This is a genomic window from Pseudomonas sp. Con_6 (genome assembly GCF_059379395.1).
The window spans coordinates 3397255-3412337 of sequence record NZ_CM182011.1 but is presented as its reverse complement, the minus strand read 5'-3'; the positions used below and the strand labels follow the sequence as shown (position 1 = coordinate 3412337).

Annotated in this window: 14 protein-coding genes; 10 read left to right on the top strand and 4 right to left on the bottom strand. The window is 65.2% G+C overall.

All coding sequences use genetic code 11. From position 1 onward, the window contains the following. The first annotated feature begins 5 nt into the window (after positions 1-5). From AC5QPF_RS15260 to AC5QPF_RS15245, 4 genes are read left to right on the top strand one after another with little or no spacing between them, the layout of a single operon-like run. Positions 6-665, top strand: coding sequence for an SGNH/GDSL hydrolase family protein (locus AC5QPF_RS15260; protein ID WP_494964019.1), 660 nt, complete (start codon positions 6-8; stop codon positions 663-665). Next, positions 662-1327, top strand: a complete 666-nt coding sequence (locus AC5QPF_RS15255; RefSeq protein ID WP_494964018.1) for an alginate O-acetyltransferase AlgF — start codon at positions 662-664, stop codon at positions 1325-1327. Before AC5QPF_RS15260 ends, AC5QPF_RS15255 begins: the two co-directional genes overlap by 4 nt. Before the next feature lie 18 nt (positions 1328-1345). Beyond that, positions 1346-2761, top strand: coding sequence for an MBOAT family O-acyltransferase (locus AC5QPF_RS15250; RefSeq protein ID WP_494964017.1), 1416 nt, complete (start codon positions 1346-1348; stop codon positions 2759-2761). Beyond that, the gene (locus AC5QPF_RS15245) at positions 2761-3918 is read left to right on the top strand and encodes an alginate O-acetyltransferase AlgX-related protein (RefSeq protein WP_494964016.1); all 1158 of its coding nucleotides are present in this window, start codon (positions 2761-2763) and stop codon (positions 3916-3918) included. The genes AC5QPF_RS15250 and AC5QPF_RS15245 overlap by 1 nt, the downstream gene beginning before the upstream one ends. Before the next feature lie 58 nt (positions 3919-3976). Here AC5QPF_RS15245 and AC5QPF_RS15240 read toward each other — a convergent pair whose 3' ends face one another. Both AC5QPF_RS15240 and AC5QPF_RS15235 read right to left on the bottom strand, forming a co-directional pair. Further along, positions 3977-5077, bottom strand: a complete 1101-nt coding sequence (locus AC5QPF_RS15240; protein WP_494964015.1) for a metal-dependent hydrolase — start codon at positions 5075-5077, stop codon at positions 3977-3979. Positions 5078-5147: 70 nt separating this feature from the next. Then, positions 5148-6167 carry a hypothetical protein gene (locus tag AC5QPF_RS15235; RefSeq protein ID WP_494964014.1) on the bottom strand — a complete coding sequence of 340 codons (1020 nt, stop codon included), beginning with the start codon at positions 6165-6167 and terminating at the stop codon, positions 5148-5150. Between the two features lie 273 nt (positions 6168-6440). Between AC5QPF_RS15235 and AC5QPF_RS15230 the strand changes: the two genes are divergently transcribed. From AC5QPF_RS15230 to AC5QPF_RS15215, 4 genes are all read left to right on the top strand, one after another. Beyond that, on the top strand, positions 6441-6755 hold the full coding sequence (locus tag AC5QPF_RS15230; protein ID WP_494964013.1) for a DUF7693 family protein: 315 nt from the start codon (positions 6441-6443) through the stop codon (positions 6753-6755). Between the two features lie 234 nt (positions 6756-6989). Beyond that, positions 6990-7679, top strand: a complete 690-nt coding sequence (gene pmrG, locus AC5QPF_RS15225) for a lipopolysaccharide core heptose(II)-phosphate phosphatase PmrG (protein ID WP_494964012.1) — start codon at positions 6990-6992, stop codon at positions 7677-7679. Between the two features lie 4 nt (positions 7680-7683). Continuing rightward, a complete protein-coding gene (locus tag AC5QPF_RS15220; protein WP_494964011.1) occupies positions 7684-8610 on the top strand; it encodes a phosphatase PAP2 family protein in 927 nt (308 codons plus the stop codon). Further along, positions 8525-9244: a TorF family putative porin gene (locus AC5QPF_RS15215; protein ID WP_494964010.1), complete on the top strand. Its 720-nt coding sequence runs from the start codon at positions 8525-8527 to the stop codon at positions 9242-9244. The genes AC5QPF_RS15220 and AC5QPF_RS15215 overlap by 86 nt, the downstream gene beginning before the upstream one ends. Here the strand turns inward: AC5QPF_RS15215 and AC5QPF_RS15210 are convergent, their stop codons facing one another. Together AC5QPF_RS15210 and AC5QPF_RS15205 are read right to left on the bottom strand one after the other, a co-directional pair. Then, a complete protein-coding gene (locus AC5QPF_RS15210) occupies positions 9245-10624 on the bottom strand; it encodes a diguanylate cyclase (RefSeq protein ID WP_494964009.1) in 1380 nt (459 codons plus the stop codon). A 148-nt stretch (positions 10625-10772) separates the two neighbouring features. Then, complete coding sequence (locus tag AC5QPF_RS15205) at positions 10773-11849, bottom strand: MBL fold metallo-hydrolase (RefSeq protein WP_494964180.1); 1077 nt, start codon at positions 11847-11849, stop codon at positions 10773-10775. A 311-nt stretch (positions 11850-12160) separates the two neighbouring features. On the opposite strand from AC5QPF_RS15205, the gene AC5QPF_RS15200 reads away from it, so the two are divergent. Then, positions 12161-13816 carry an MFS transporter gene (locus AC5QPF_RS15200; protein ID WP_494964008.1) on the top strand — a complete coding sequence of 552 codons (1656 nt, stop codon included), beginning with the start codon at positions 12161-12163 and terminating at the stop codon, positions 13814-13816. Then, positions 13813-14940, top strand: a complete 1128-nt coding sequence (locus AC5QPF_RS15195) for an HlyD family secretion protein (RefSeq protein WP_494964007.1) — start codon at positions 13813-13815, stop codon at positions 14938-14940. The genes AC5QPF_RS15200 and AC5QPF_RS15195 overlap by 4 nt, the downstream gene beginning before the upstream one ends. The last annotated feature ends 143 nt before the right edge of the window (positions 14941-15083 follow it).

Genomic DNA, 15083 nt, shown 5'->3' with positions numbered 1-15083 from the left:
TCAACATGGCTGCTTCCCTACTCGCTGGCCTGACGATCCTGATGATCGGCGACAGCCACCTGGCAACACCGGACTACCTGATCAAGAGCCTGCACGACAACATGGTCCAGCAAGGCGCGCAGGTGCACACCCTCGGTGTCTGCGGCTCCAAGGCCGGCGACTGGACGCAGAGCGTCCCCGGCGAATGCGGCGGCGCCGAACGCCGCAACAAGGACCGGGCCGTGGTCCTGGGCAACAAGGCCACCACCCAGCCGGTCGGCCAGCTGGTAGCCGCCGACAAGGCGGACCTGGTGGTCGTGGTCATGGGCGATACCATGGCCGACTACAAGAAGCCGGCCTTCCCCAAGACCTGGGCCTGGCAGCAGACCACCGCCCTGACCAAGGCGATCAAGGAAAGCGGCGCCAAGTGCGTGTGGGTCGGCCCGAGCTGGGGCACCGAAGGCGGCAAGTACGGCAAGACCTATGCCCGCGTCGAGATGACCTCGAAGTTCCTCGCCAGCAACGTCGCGCCGTGTGACTACATCGATTCCCTGGCCTTCTCCAAGCAGGGCCAGTGGGCCACCATCGACGGCCAGCACTTGACCTCCATGGGCTACGCCAGCTGGAGCAAGGCGATCACCGATGCCCTGCTGAAAACCCCGGCGGTCCAGGGAGCGAAGAAATGAGCCGCGTGCGCGGGCTGATCGCCCTGCCCCTGCTGGCCCTGGCCACGGCTGCCAGTGCCGAGGTCGCGCTGTACCCTACCGGTCCCAGCGAGGACTCGGCCTTCCTGCGTTTCGTCAATGTCGCCCCGGGCGCGCTGAAGATGGAAGCCAGCGGCTCCAAGGCCAGCCTCGACCTGAACGACGCCCGCCAGGTCTCCGACTACCTGCAGGTGCCGGCCAACAAGGCGATCAAAGGCACCCTCTCGCGCGACGGGAAAAACGCCGCGCTGGACCTGCAGGTGGCACCGGGCGAGTTCGCCACGGTGTTCGCCTTCGATGACGGCGGCAAGATCGCCCAGCGCGTGGTCCGCGAGCAACCGGACGACTTCAACGCGCTGAAGGCCTCGCTGGCCTTCGTCAGCCTCGACCCGGCCTGCCAGGGCGCCGCGCTGCGTCCGGCCGGGCGCACGGCCGACCTGTTCAAGGACGCCGCCGACGGCAGCGTACAGCGCCGTTCGATCAACCCGGTGAAGCTGTCGGTGCAACTGGTGTGCGCCAACGCCAACGTCGGCAAGCCGCTGGACCTGGGCGAACTGAAGGCCGGCGAGCGCTACAGCGTCATGCTCCTGCCGGGTGCCGAAGGTCCGCGCCTGCTGAGCACCACCGACACCTTGGCCAACTGACAGGACGTCCGCCGCACCATGGTTTTCGCCTCGCTCGAGTTCCTAACGCTGTTCCTGCCGCTGTTCATGCTGGTCTATGCACTCAGCCCGGCGCGCGGACGCAACGTCGTGCTGCTGCTGGGCAGTTGGCTGTTCTATGGCTGGCTGAGCCCGCTGTTCTTGCTGCTGCACGTGGTACTGACGGTGATCGCCTGGGCCGGCGGCCTGCTGGTGGACCGCAGCCGCGAGGACGGACGCGGGCGGGTGCGCCTGCTGGCGGCGCTGATCGTGTTCAACACCCTGGTGCTGTGCTGGTACAAGTACGCCAATATCCTCGCCGCGACCTATAGCGAGCTGATCACCCACTACGGCTACCTGCCGCTGGAGTGGCAGCGCGTGGCGTTGCCGGCGGGGCTGTCGTTCATCGTGCTGCAGGCGATTTCCTACCTTGTGGACGTGCACCGGCATACCGTGCCGGTGGAGCGCAGCCTGGTGAACTTCGCCACCTACATCTCGATGTTCGGCCACTCCATCGCCGGACCGATCATTCGCTACGACTGGGTCCGCCGCGAGCTGAACCAGCGCTACTTCAACTGGCAGAACTTCTCCCTCGGCGCACGGCGCTTCATGATCGGCATGTGCATGAAGGTGCTGGTCGCCGATACCCTGTCGCCGCTGGTGGACATCGCCTTCCACCTCGACAATCCGTCGTTCCTCGACGCCTGGCTGGGCTGCCTGGCCTACTCGCTGCAACTGTTCTTCGACTTCGCCGGCTACAGCGCCATGGCCATCGGCCTGGGCCTGATGCTGGGCTTCCATTTCCCGGAAAACTTCAACCGGCCCTACCTGGCCAGCAGCATCCAGGACTTCTGGCGGCGCTGGCACCTGTCACTCTCCAGCTGGTTGCGTGATTACCTGTACATCGCTCTGGGCGGCAACCGCTTCGGCACCTGGAACACCTACCGCAACCTGTTCCTGACCATGGCTATCGCCGGCCTGTGGCACGGCGGCGACAGCTGGAACTACCTGCTCTGGGGCGCCGCCCATGGCGTGGCGCTGTGCGTCGACCGGGCCTGGAACCGCTCCAGCCTGCCGACGATCCCCAAGGCCCTGTCGCACACCCTGACCCTGCTGTTCGTGTGCCTGGCCTGGACGCTGTTCCGCGCGCCGGACTTCACCACGGCCATGGCCATGTACGCGGGTCAGTTCGGCCTGCACGGCTTCGCCCTCGGCGAGGCCCTGGCCGCCAGCGTGCGTCCGGTGCATGCCCTGGCGGCGGCGCTGGGGGTGTTCTGTGTCATCGCGCCGTTGTATCAGGTGCGTGTCGAACAACGTTATGGTCACAGCGCGCTGTACGCGATGCTGGCTGCCCTCTGGCCCGTGGCTGGCTTCCTCCTGGCGTTCTCCCTGATCGCCAGCCGTGACGCCGTGCCCTTCCTGTACTTCCAGTTCTGATGACGACCAAGACCCCACCGCCGTCCACGGCGCCGACACCGCCCAGCGACATTGCCCTGCGCACCAGCCCGCTGGCGGGTGCCATTCTCGCCACCTTCCTTGCCACCGGGCTGTTGTCCTGTGGCTGGCTGGCCTTCAGCGGCAAGCTGGAGCTGCTGCCGGGCAAGGCCTTGTCCAACGACCAGGTGCTGGAAGGCGAGATCACCCACCGCATTGCCAAGGAACTGGCCAAGGCGCCGCTGGCGGAACATGCCGCGCAGCTGGAGCGCGGCGGCAGTTGGCTTCTGCTCGGCGATACCGGGCCGCGGGTGCGCGAGGGCTGCCCGGGCTGGCTGTTCATCAACGACGAACTGAAGATCAACCGGCACGCAGCGCAGAATGCGCAGGCCAAGGCCGCCGCCGTGGTCGCCTTGCGTGATCGGCTCAAGCAACGCGGTATCGAACTGCTGGTAAGCGTGGTGCCGGACAAGAGCCGTATCGCCGCCAGCCAGTTGTGCGCGCTGCCGCGTCCGGCCAGCCTGGAAGCGCGGGTACGAGATTGGACAGCGCTGCTGCAGGCTTCTGGCGTAGCCGTTGTGGATCTCGCGCCCACCTTGCAACCGCTGGGGGCCGAGGCCTTCCTGCGCCTCGACACGCACTGGAGCGAAGCCGGCGCTCATGCCGCCGCCGAGGCGATCGCGGGCAAGATCGCCGGCCTGGGTTTCCAGGCCACGCCGAGCCGCGACTTTGACATCAGCCAGGGTGCACCGTCTCCGCGACCCGGTGACCTGGTGCGCCTGGCCGGCCTGGAATGGCTGCCGGCACGCCTGCAACCGGCCCAGGAGCAGGTGGCCGCTTCGACCATCAGCGAACACACCCCGGATGCGGATACCGGCGGCGACAACCTTGATGATCTGTTCGGCGACGACAACCTGCCCAACGTGGCGCTGATTGGCACCTCGTTCTCGCGCAATTCGAACTTCGTCGGTTTCCTGCAGCAGGCGCTGAGGGCGCCAGTGGGCAACTTTGCCAAGGATGGCGGGGAGTTTTCCGGAGCGGCCAAGGCCTACTTCAGCAGCCCGGCCTTTGCGCAGACGCCGCCGAAGCTGGTGGTGTGGGAGATTCCGGAAAGGGATCTGCAGACGGTGTATGGCGGGAATGTCGGGCTGGCGGATTAAAGGGGACAAGCAAGGTGTCGTGGCAGCGAGCTTGCTCGCTCCCACAGCGCTAAACCGCTCAGTCTCCCACGCCACACCCCGCCACCGGCGCCGGCCCCGCCAGGTACTTCTCACGCCACTGCGCCAACGGCAACGGCGGCTGCTGATCGACGATCCGCCTGAAGATCAACTCCAGCGCCTCGCCATCGCGCAGTGAATCCACCCCGGCGCCCGGCCACGCCGTGGGGGTCTGCGGCGTCCAGCGCCCCTGACCGTCACACCCCGCCATGCGAAAACGGAAGGTGTAGCTCCCCGGTATGCCCATGCGCAGGTCACTGACCACCAGAGCGTCGCCGACCACGTCATAGCGCAGCCAATCGCCGGTAAACCAGCGCAGCCGCTCATGCAACGTCGTACCTTCCAGCACCCTGCCCGCGTCCAGGTTCAGTGACTGGCGCTGCCACTCCGGCGGATCCTCGTCGAACAGGCCACTGACGCCCTCGTAGTAATCGCCCTCCGGCGTCTTGGCGATCACCCGCCAGAGCAAGGTATTGAATGGCATGGGCACCGCGCGCAACTGCGTGACCTGGATCTGCCGGGCATTGAGCGCGGCATGGAAACGCTGCTCGGCGATATTCTTCGACAACAGGCCGAAGCCCAGATAGGCGCAACTGAACAGCAGCAGGCCGCCGAGCAGCAGACGCGCGCGATCGGTCATGCCCCTGACCGCCGCGTAGATCACCCCCAACAGCAACGGCACGGTGTACAGCGGATCGATGATGAATACCGCCGCCCAGCTCTGTGGCGTGGGCTGCAAGGGCCAGAACAGCTGTGTGCCGTAGACGGTGAAGGCATCCAGCAAGGGATGGGTGATCAGCACCAGCCACAGACCGAGAAACAGCCGCGGGCCACTGTAGCCGGCATCGGGACGGCGGCGACGGACCACCAGCAGGGTCAGCCAGGTCAGCAGCAGCGCGAGGCCGGTGAGGACAAACAACGAATGGGAGAAACCGCGGTGGTAGGTCATGCTCGACACCGGGTCGGCATAGCGGATCATTACATCGAGGTCCGGCAGGGTCGCCAGCACGGCCCCGTAGAGCAGCGCACGCCGCCCTTGCACCTTGCCAAGCACTGCGCCCTGGATGGCGCCGCCTAATACGGCCTGGGTCAATGAATCCAATGGCTTCCCCTCGAGGATGGCAAAGAGCAGATGCTAGCGCAGCGGCTGGCCGGAAAACACCGGTGTACGCTCAGCGTGGAAACAGCACGTCCCGTGCTGCTGGCGAAGTCAATACACAGGTCATGTCGTGCCCGCAGCCCGGCACCACTACCAGCCGCCGTGGCTGCACCGGCTTGAGCAGCGCCTGCTCATAGGCCTTGTAGGCCAGTCCCCGCTGCAAGCGGAACGCTCCCTGCAACTGCGCCGCACAGGACTTGTCGAGTACCCGGTAGGCGGTGCCCTTCGCCGCGCTGTCGTCACGCTCGCCGAGCAGGTAGTCGACCCGCGCCGTGGCGTAACGGGTCCTGGCCTCGGTGGCGCTGTGCGGCAACCAGGCTGGCAGCCCGTCAGTGCCGTATTTCCAGCGGTTGTATCCCGGACAGCGCATCACCGGAAGACTGAAGCCATAGCCCGCGCCGTCGGCCACTGGCCTCTGCGGATCGAAATACAGCCAGCTACCGGGATCGGCGATCACATAGCGCACCCCGACACCCGCCGGCGGCGCCGTGGCAAAGCCGACGCTGTGCTGCAACATCTGCGCGCCTGCGGAAAAGCCGACAAGGGTGATCTGTCGCAGTCCAGGCCACTGCCGCACCAGTTCCACCACCAGGGCATCCAGGGCCGCGAACGACGAAATCGGATGCGCACCGAGGGAAGGCTCGCCAGCCAGCCAACTGGCGCAGGTCCACAAGGCGTCGCCGGAACTGGCTGCCGGCACGCCCGGGAAGTGGCAGTGCGCCGCCTCCCCGACCTGGTACAGCGGCGCGATCACCAAGGTTTCCGACAACTGTCCCGCCGCCAGGGCCGCGTCCAGACCCGCCCGGAAACTGCGATTGGCATCCCGCGGATGACCGTGCAACACCACCAGCGCCGCACGCGGCATGGCGCCGTCGTCCGGATCCCGCGAGCTGTAGTACTGCAGGCGACCGGCTGCGTCCGGCAGGTCGAACCCGCGCAGGCAATCGGTACCGGCCGCCTGCCCACAACCCTGCGCGAACGCGGCACGACCGATGAATAACAGGGCAAGCAAAAGCCAGCCGACAGTTTTCATTGAAACTTCCCTTTAGTATTCACATCCAACTTACGAAAGTTTCACACCGCAACAATTTAATCCATGCGCCTGTGCAACTTCATAAAGATTGTTTCACCCGAATGACCACTCAGCTTGATTGAAAAGCTTGCACTCCACGGCGATCATCGCACCCTGGGCTGCCAGTCTGCTGGAGGAAGGCATCTGAAAGGGACGGCGGGCACGCGATAGCGAGTGAATTCGGCAAATGCCTGCTGTACCCTAGCCGACGAATTCCGCCAGATAGCATCCATCTTGAACAGTACTGCCCTGACTCCCCGCGAGGCCTACCAGATTCTCCGCGACATCGCCCAGGGAATCCGTCCACTGCGACGGATCGGCGAGCAAAGCTGGTCGGACGTCCGCAACGGACTGCTGACCGTTGAAGTGGATGGCTGGGTATTCACCCTCTATAACGATGGCGATGGCCTCGGTTACTGCGATCGCTGCTACGACCCTGACGGCGCTGCCTATATCTATGATGCAGCGCATCCTTACGGGACCAACCCGGTGGAGTTCATGAGCCAGTGGGAGAGGCAGCAGGTCGAGGGGATGTTGCGGGTTCTCTGATCCATTCTTTCTTGACCTTCCGGGCCTCATCGCGGGCAACGCCCGCTCCCACAAGGTTCGCGGCGACACCGAACACTGTGGGAGCGGGCGTTGCCCGCGATGAGGCCCTCAAGCTCACCACAAAAAAGATGAAACAATCTGTTTCAAGATATTTTTGACATCTGCTTCACCAGTCACCAACGCCTTGCTCCCTAGAGTGCGCTCATTCCCGTTCTGTCTGCCGGAGTGACAGCAATGCTGCAAGGCGCCATCCACAACCCCGTGATCCATTCCCGTCCCAAGCGACGTCGTCTCCCTTCGCTCAAGGTGCTGATTCCGGGCCTCTGTGCCCTTATGATCCTGGCCGCGCTGGGTGCGTGGCTTTCCACGAGGACACACGTCATGAGCCTGGGTAGTGAGCAACAGTTGCTCGACAGTGGGGTTTATGCGCAATGGGCCAAGGGCAAGGTGATCGTGCTGATCCGCCATGCCGAACGTTGCGACCGCTCCAGCAATCCCTGCCTGGACGACCCGACCGGCATCACAAAGTCCGGCAGCCAGGCCGCCCTCGAAGTGGGCAACGGCCTGCAGCGCCTCGGCCTGGAAAACACCGACATCCTCGCCAGCCCGGAAGTGCGTACCCAGCAGACCGCGCACTTCATCTTCGGCAAGGCCATCGTCATCCGTGACTGGATCGGCCAATGCGATTCCTCCTTCCCCAAGGCCGCCCTGCAGAACAAGCGTCCCGACTACAACCTGGTGCTGGTGACCCACAGCGGCTGCATCGACCATGTCGAGCGGCAGTTGAAAGTCCCCGGTGGCGAGCGCGAGGCCGAGTATGCCAGCGCACTGTTCATCTCCATGGACAAACAGGGCAAGGCGCGGATCCTTGGCCAGATGAATGCCAACGAATGGCGCAAGATCGTCGCCAGTGCAGGGAACTGAACGCATGCAAGCAACGTCACGAAAGGACTTCTACCTGATCAACCTGGGCGTGCCGCTGCTGCTGGCGGTCGCCGTGTTCCTGCTGTTCGACCTGACTCGCCTGGACCGGCTGATCAGCGACCTGCTGCTGGATCCGGTCAGCCATCAGTTCATCTACCTGCACGACCACCAGTTCGAAAAGCTGACCCACAAGTGGCCACGCATCTTGCCGGACTGGACCGGCGAACTGGCGATCATCGGCAGCCTGCTGTCATTCCTCTGGCCGCTGCTGAGCCGTTTTCCACGCGCCACGGGCGTACTGGACAAAACCCGAATTGCCCCGGTACTGCGTTTCACCACGCGTTACCGCCGCGACCTGCTGTTCGTGGTGGCAGCCTTTGCCCTGAGCACCACGATCATCCACTACCTGAAAAGCCATACCGGCGTGTACTGCCCGGTCGAGACCACCCTGTACGGCGGCGACAAGCCGCACCTGGAGTGGTTCTCCAACTTCTCACTGTGGAACAAGGCCGGTGATGGCCGCTGCTGGCCAGGCGGTCACGCCTCCAGCGGTTTCACCCTGCTCGCCCTGTATTTCGTCGCCCTGCGTCATCGCTGGGTGCATGCGCGCAAGCTGCTGGTGGCGATCCTGGTTATCGGCTGCATCTACGGCACCACTCGCGTGCTGCAGGGCTGGCACTACATGTCGCACACCTTCTGGGCGGGAATCTTCGTCTGGCTGGCAAGCTTCGTGATGGCGCTGCTGTTCTATGGTCGCCAGGCCCTGCAAGCCCCCCAAGGTTTCCCCGAGCACGCCACACGGGTATCCTCTGCCGCTCTAGTGCAAGCTTTCCAGGGCAGAGAACATGACCAGGCAGCTTCTCCTGTTGTTGGCAGCCAGCGTGTGCAGCCAGGCCGTGACGGCCCAGCAGATCCAGCGCCAGCTGGGTGATTTCGACTTTCGCCTGGGAACCGGCAGTTCCCGCAGCATGGCCCAGGGGCTGATTTCACCCAGCCCCGTCGGCACCTTCCATGGTGGCCTGGACGTCAGTCACGCCAGTGGCTGGTACTTTGGCCAGTACGCACCGAGCATGGGCCTGACGCCTGCCTCGACCCTACGCCTGGACAGCTACCTGGGCCTCAAGCAACGCTTCAACGACAGCCTTGGCTACGAGGTCGGGCTGATCCACTACAGCCTGCCGAACATCGCCGGCGGCGACAGCTACGCCCTGTACGGCGGCCTGTCGCTGCTCGGCAGCCGTTTCGGCGGTGCCCTGCGCAACAACCCCGACAACCGCACCGGCACCCTGTTCGCCGACCTCGGCCAGTTGCCGCTGCTGGACGCGGGCATCACCCTCAAGGTCGCCCACCACCGCCTCGGCACGCCCTTCACCATCAGCGATGGCAGCCAGGTGCAGGGTTTCAGCGACTGGTCATTGCAACTATCGCGGCCCTGGCTGGGCCTGGACCTGGACCTGATCTACAGCAGTTCCGACCTCAGCGGCTCGGGCTGCGCGGCCTACGCCGGGATCAACGCCTATTGCGACGGCATGATCACCTTCAAGGCCCAGCGCAGCTTTTTCTGATCAGCCGGCCACCGTGTCCCAGGACACTACCCGATTGCGTCCGCCCTGCTTGGCCTGGTACATGGCCTGGTCGGCCTGGCGCAGCAGGTGCTGGTAGTCGGGGTGACCGTTGTAGGTGGCGACCCCGATGCTCACCGTCACCCGGTGGCGGCGGCCCTCGGTGAGGCTGAGCGGTTCTGCCTCCACCTGGCGGCGCAGTTTTTCCGCGACCTTCACCGCATTGGCGTTGTTGATGTCCACCAGGATCATCAGGAACTCCTCGCCGCCCATGCGGAACACGTAGTCCCCCGCGCGGCTGTGGCTGCCGAGGATTTCTGCGGTCTGCTGCAGCACCAGGTCGCCGGCATCGTGGCCGAAGGTGTCGTTGATGTACTTGAAGCGGTCGATGTCCACCGAGAGCACCGAGAAACCCTGTGCGGTCTTCTGCGCGATGCTGATCTCGTTGCCAATCACCACCGGCAGGAACTTGCGGTTGAGCATGCGGGTGAGCACGTCGCGGCCGCTTTCCAGTTCGTTGGCCGTGTTGAACAGGCTGTCGAGGTTGAACATCAGGCTCTTGGTCTGGTCGCGGATCTCCCGCAGCAGGCTCATGCGCTGCCCTTCCTCGGCGGCAAGGAACATTGGCAGCAACTCGTCGTCCATGCTGCGGATGATGCTCAGAATCTGTTCGCTCTCCTTGGTGTTCTGGAAGGCATAGGCGCCCTTGTGGCGGAACCACAGGCCGAAGTCCGAGGCGGCCAGGCGCGGCAGGTTGACCCCGCTGGAGCCCATCACCAGGTCGAACATCAGGCTGTTCTCCCAGTCGAGCAAGGCGCCGCGCTGACGCTCGCGCTCGGTGGTGATGTTTTGCAGCACCGAGAACAGCCGGTAGCCTTCTTCGTTGCGCGAATTGCGGTCGTGGGAGCGGCTGTAGGCGTGGCTCATGATCTCCATGGCCAGGTCCATGGACTCGCTGGACAAGCGCAGGATCCGCGCGTGGTCCTCGGCCGACCAGCCCTGCTCGACGATCAGCTGGAACAGCTGCTTCTTCAGGTAGCGCGCGCCGCTGAGCACCAGGTGCAGTGGCACGTCGATGCGCGCATGGACTTCGCCGACCTGCTTCTGCAAGGCCACCAGGGGCAGGAAATCGTCCTCGGCGCAGGCCGAGTAGACCTTGACCAGCCAGGCCTGCATCGAGCTGCCGAGGCGGCTCTTCACTTCTTCATGGGAGAGGATCAGCGAGGCATTCGGGTCGGCCAGCATGTGTTCGTAGAAACGCGCGGCAAGTGTGACCTTGTGGGTCTCGACCAGGCGCTGCAAAGCCTCGGTCAAGGCGCGAGGGAATTGCGCAACCAGGCTGTGCCATTCCCTGGCTTGTAGTTCTGGAGAAACGCTGGGCATGTTTGGCCTATTTTCAGTCCGGCAGAAAACGTGACGCCCCTTCGCAACCGAAGGGGCGTTCTGCATTGGCGAGGCATGCTGCGTCGCCAGCCGTGCATTCTATTGCACGACGAACATGAATGTCTTTGAAGTACCGCCTTGCCGTCGATCAGCGCCCTTCATGCAGGCAGCGGCGACACGGGGTGGCCTTACTGGCGGCGAACTGTTCCGCGGCCACCGGCTCGCGCCACCAGCGCTTGCCCGGCTGCGGTGCATACAGGTCGAAACGTTCCCCCATGCCCGGTGTGGTGACGCTGACGCCCTGTTCGGCGGCATGTTCCAGCACCGTTTCGAAGGGGGCGTACCAGGCGTGCATGGCCAGGTCGAAGGTGCCGTTGTGGATCGGCAGCAGCCAGCGCCCGCCCAGGTCGAGGTGCGCCTGCACGGTCTGCTTCGGGTGCATGTGCACGTAGGGCCAGTGCTCGTTCCAGGCGCCGGTTTCCATCAGCGTCAGGTCGAACGGACCGAAGCGCCGGCCGATCTCGGCGAAGCCATCGAAGTAGCCAGTGTCACCGCTGAAGAACAGGCGCAGGTTCGGCGCCTCGATGACCCAGGAGCACCACAGGGTGCAGTTGCCATCGCGCAGGCCACGGCCGGAGAAGTGCTGCGCCGGGGTGGCGGTGAGGTGCAGGCCACCGGCGTCGATGCCCTGCCACCAGTCGAACTGGCGCACCTTGGCCGCCGGCACGCCCCAGGCCAACAGACGGTCACCCACACCCAGCGGAGTGACGAACAGCTCTACCTTGGGCGCCAGGACCTTGATGGTGGCGCGGTCGAGGTGGTCGTAGTGGTCATGGGAGAGGATCACGCCACGGATCGGCGGCAGTTCGGCAAGGGTGACCGGTGGCTCGTGGAAACGTTTGGGCCCGGCGAAGGAGAACGGCGAGGCGCGCTTGGAGAACACCGGATCGGTCAGCCACCAGCCGCCTTCGAGCTTGAACAGCAGGGTCGAATGGCCGAGGCGGAACAGGCTGCCATCGGCGGCTGCCTCCAGGTCGGCCCGGCTCAGGCGCTGCACCGGCAGGGCCACGCGCGGCACGGTAAAGCGCGGCTTGTTGAACAACAGGTTCCAGATCACCTTGGCGTCGGGCTCGGGCGAATCGGCCGGGCGCGGCGTGAGGTTGTGAAAGCGTCCCTGCCGGGCCTGGGGCGAATGGTCATGGTCGGCGATCGGTGCACGCAGCAGCGCTGGGAGTTTCAAGGTTCGGTGTCCTTGGGGGAAAGGATTTTCCAATCTACGCCGGTTGGGCGGTGATTCAAGTGAACGGGGATGAATTGCGTGGATCGGACAATAGGCCGAGAGGATCAGGCAATCGGGTCGATGCCAAGGGCCTCATCGCGGGCAACGCCCGCTCCCACAGGTCCCATGTCCGCCGCGAACATTGTGGGAGCGGGCGTTGCCCGCGATGAGGCCAGCCCAGACAACATCCAGCCCGGATGTTCTTCCTAATGCACCTCGCGTACAGTTTTCCCCAAGCACCCCAGGTATCTGCACCCTTGCCAACCGACAAATACGCCCCCCGCCAATGGCTGCCCCACGAAAAGCCCGCCCTGCCCGGCTCGCCTTCGACGCCGCTGCACGCGCCAGGCAAGCGCCTGGCCTATGGCGCAGTCGGCCTGCTGGTGGCGATCACCGGCGGACTGGGCAATGCCCTGGTCACCGCCAATCTGCCGTTCCTGCAAGGCGCCCTGGGCGCCACTACCGCGGAAATGGCCTGGCTGCCGGCGGCCTTCGTCATGACCAACGTGTCGATGAACCTGCTGCTGGTGAAATTCCGCCAGGAATTCGGCCTGCGCGCCTTCACCGAAGTGTTCCTGGTGCTCTACGCCCTGGTCACCTTCGCTCACCTGTTCGTCAACGACCTCAACTCCGCCATCGCCGTGCGCGCGGCCCATGGCATGGTCGGCGCGGCGCTCAGTTCCCTGGGTCTGTACTACATGATCCAGGCTTTCCCGGCACAGTGGCGCCTCAAGGCCATGGTCCTCGGCCTCGGCGCCTCGCAACTGGCAGTACCGCTGGCCCGGGTGTTTTCCGAAGACCTGCTGCAGATCGCCGAATGGCGCGGCCTATACCTGTTCGAGCTGGGCCTGGCCCTGGCCGCGCTGGGCTGCGTCCTGCTGCTCAAGCTGCCACCCGGGGACCGCTTCAAGACTTTCGAGCCGCTGGACTTCCTGACCTTCTCGCTGATGGCCAGTGGTACGGCCCTGCTCTGCGCCGTGCTGTCACTGGGGCGCATCGACTGGTGGCTGGATGCACCATGGATCGGCGTCGCCCTGGCCTCCTCCATCGCCCTGGTGTTCAGCGGCCTGGCCATCGAGCACAACCGCGCCAACCCGCTGCTGATGACCCGCTGGCTGGGCAGCGGCGCGATCATCCGCCTGGCCCTGTGCGTGGTGCTGATCCGCATGGTCACCTCGGAGCAATCCACCGGCGCCGTGGGCTTTCTCCAGGCCCTGAACCTGGGCAGCGAGCAGTTGCGCAGCCTGTACTGGATCATGCTGCTCGGCGCGGCGGCCGGCCTGGCCACCAGCGCCCTGACCATCAACCCGCAACACCTGATCCTGCCCCTGTTCATCTCCCTGGCGGCGATGGCCACCGGCGCGTTCATGGACAGCGCGTCGAGCAACCTGACCCGCCCGGCGCAGATGTACCTGAGCCAGTTCCTGCTGGCCTTCGGCAGCACCTTCTTCCTCGGCCCAAGCATGGCCCTGGGCATCAGCCACGTGCGCGCCAACCCGCGAAACCTGGTGAGCTTCTCGGTGATGTTCGGGATCTGCAACAACCTCGGCGGCCTGCTCGGCGCGGCCCTGCTCGGGACCTTCCAGACCGTGCGCGAGAAGTTCCACTCCAGCTACCTGGTGGAACGTCTCACGGGCCTGGAACCGCTGGTCAACGCCCGCATCCAGGGCGGCGGCGCGGGCTATGCCGGGATCATCGCCGACCCTGCGCTGCGCACCGAAGCGGGCCTGCGCCTGCTGGCCAATGCGGCCACCCGCGAGGCGAACATCCTCGCCTATAACGATGTCTTCATGCTGATCGGCAGCATCGCCGTGCTGACCATGATCTGGATCTTCATCCGTAGCCTGCGCCTGCGCCATCTTGCCCGCCAGGCTGCGATCACCTCCACCCCAAGCGACGCGCCGAGCCGATGACCCAGGAAACGCCCTCGACCACCACCACCGCCCTCGCCGAAACCCCGGAAGGCACGCCGCCGCCCAGCGAACCCACCAGCCCGGTACGCTCGCGACGCCTGCGTCTGCTGTCGAGCCTGAGCTTCGCTGCCGTGGCCATCGTCGGCATCCTCGTGGTGCTCTACGCCTGGCGCCTGCCGCCGTTCAGCAGTGCCATCGAAAGCACGGAGAACGCGCTGGTGCGTGGCCAGGTGACGATCATCGGCCCGCAGTTGGCCGGCTATATCGTCGAGGTGCCGGTGCACGACTTCCAGTTCGTCAAGGCCGGCGACCTGCTGGTACGCCTCGACGACCGTATCTACACCCAGCGTCTGGCCCAGGCACAGGCCCAGTTGCAGCAGCAACGGGCGGCACTGGCCAACAACCTGCAGCAGCGCAACAGCGCCGAGGCGGTGATTGCCCAGCGCCAGGCGGCGATTGACGATGCGGCAGCACAGGCTGCCAAGAGCGATGCCGACTTGCGGCGCAACCAGGACCTGGTCAGCGATGGCTCGGTATCCCGACGTGAGTTCGATGTCACCCGTGCCAGCCATGCGGCTGCGGTGGCCAGTCTGGCGCAGGCCAAGGCCGCGCTGGACATCGCCCGCCAAGACCGGGAGACGGTGATCGTCAACCGTGCGGCCCTGGAAGCGGCGGTGGAGAATGCCAAGGCCGCGGTGGAACTGGCCCGTATCGATCTGGACAATACGCGGGTCACCGCCCCCCGGGATGGCCAGCTCGGGCAGATCGGCACGCGCCTGGGGGCCTACGTCAACTCCGGTGCGCAGTTGATGGCGCTGGTGCCGGATACCTTGTGGGTGATTGCCAACCTGAAGGAGACACAGATGGCCAACGTGCGGATTGGCCAGGCGGCGACGTTCACCGTGGATGCGTTGAATCACCTGAAGCTGCGCGGGCATGTGCAGCAGATCTCACCGGCCACTGGCTCCGAGTTCGCGTTGCTGCAGGCGGACAACGCAACCGGCAACTTCGTCAAAATCGCCCAGCGGATACCGGTGCGGATCACGGTGGACCCGGACCAGCCGGAGGCGAAGGGCCTGCGGCCGGGGATGTCGGTGGTGGTGAGTATCGATACCCGGGAGTGAAGTTTGTTGTGTCAATACTGGCCTCATCGCGGGCAACGCCCGCTCCCACAAGGACCGCGTGCACCGCAAACCCTGTGGGAGCGGGCGTTGCCCGCGATGAGGCCGTCAAGCCTGGCATTGCCCCCATGCACTCACTCGTTTCC

Coding starts and splice junctions, on each gene's coding strand:
- AC5QPF_RS15260 (WP_494964019.1), top strand. CDS start 6: ATGGCTGCTTCCCTACTCGCTGGCCTGACGATCCTGATGATCGGCGAC.
- AC5QPF_RS15255 (WP_494964018.1), top strand. CDS start 662: ATGAGCCGCGTGCGCGGGCTGATCGCCCTGCCCCTGCTGGCCCTGGCC.
- AC5QPF_RS15250 (WP_494964017.1), top strand. CDS start 1,346: ATGGTTTTCGCCTCGCTCGAGTTCCTAACGCTGTTCCTGCCGCTGTTC.
- AC5QPF_RS15245 (WP_494964016.1), top strand. CDS start 2,761: ATGACGACCAAGACCCCACCGCCGTCCACGGCGCCGACACCGCCCAGC.
- AC5QPF_RS15235 (WP_494964014.1), bottom strand. CDS start 6,167: ATGAAAACTGTCGGCTGGCTTTTGCTTGCCCTGTTATTCATCGGTCGT.
- pmrG (WP_494964012.1), top strand. CDS start 6,990: ATGCTGCAAGGCGCCATCCACAACCCCGTGATCCATTCCCGTCCCAAG.
- AC5QPF_RS15220 (WP_494964011.1), top strand. CDS start 7,684: ATGCAAGCAACGTCACGAAAGGACTTCTACCTGATCAACCTGGGCGTG.
- AC5QPF_RS15215 (WP_494964010.1), top strand. CDS start 8,525: ATGACCAGGCAGCTTCTCCTGTTGTTGGCAGCCAGCGTGTGCAGCCAG.
- AC5QPF_RS15210 (WP_494964009.1), bottom strand. CDS start 10,624: ATGCCCAGCGTTTCTCCAGAACTACAAGCCAGGGAATGGCACAGCCTG.
- AC5QPF_RS15195 (WP_494964007.1), top strand. CDS start 13,813: ATGACCCAGGAAACGCCCTCGACCACCACCACCGCCCTCGCCGAAACC.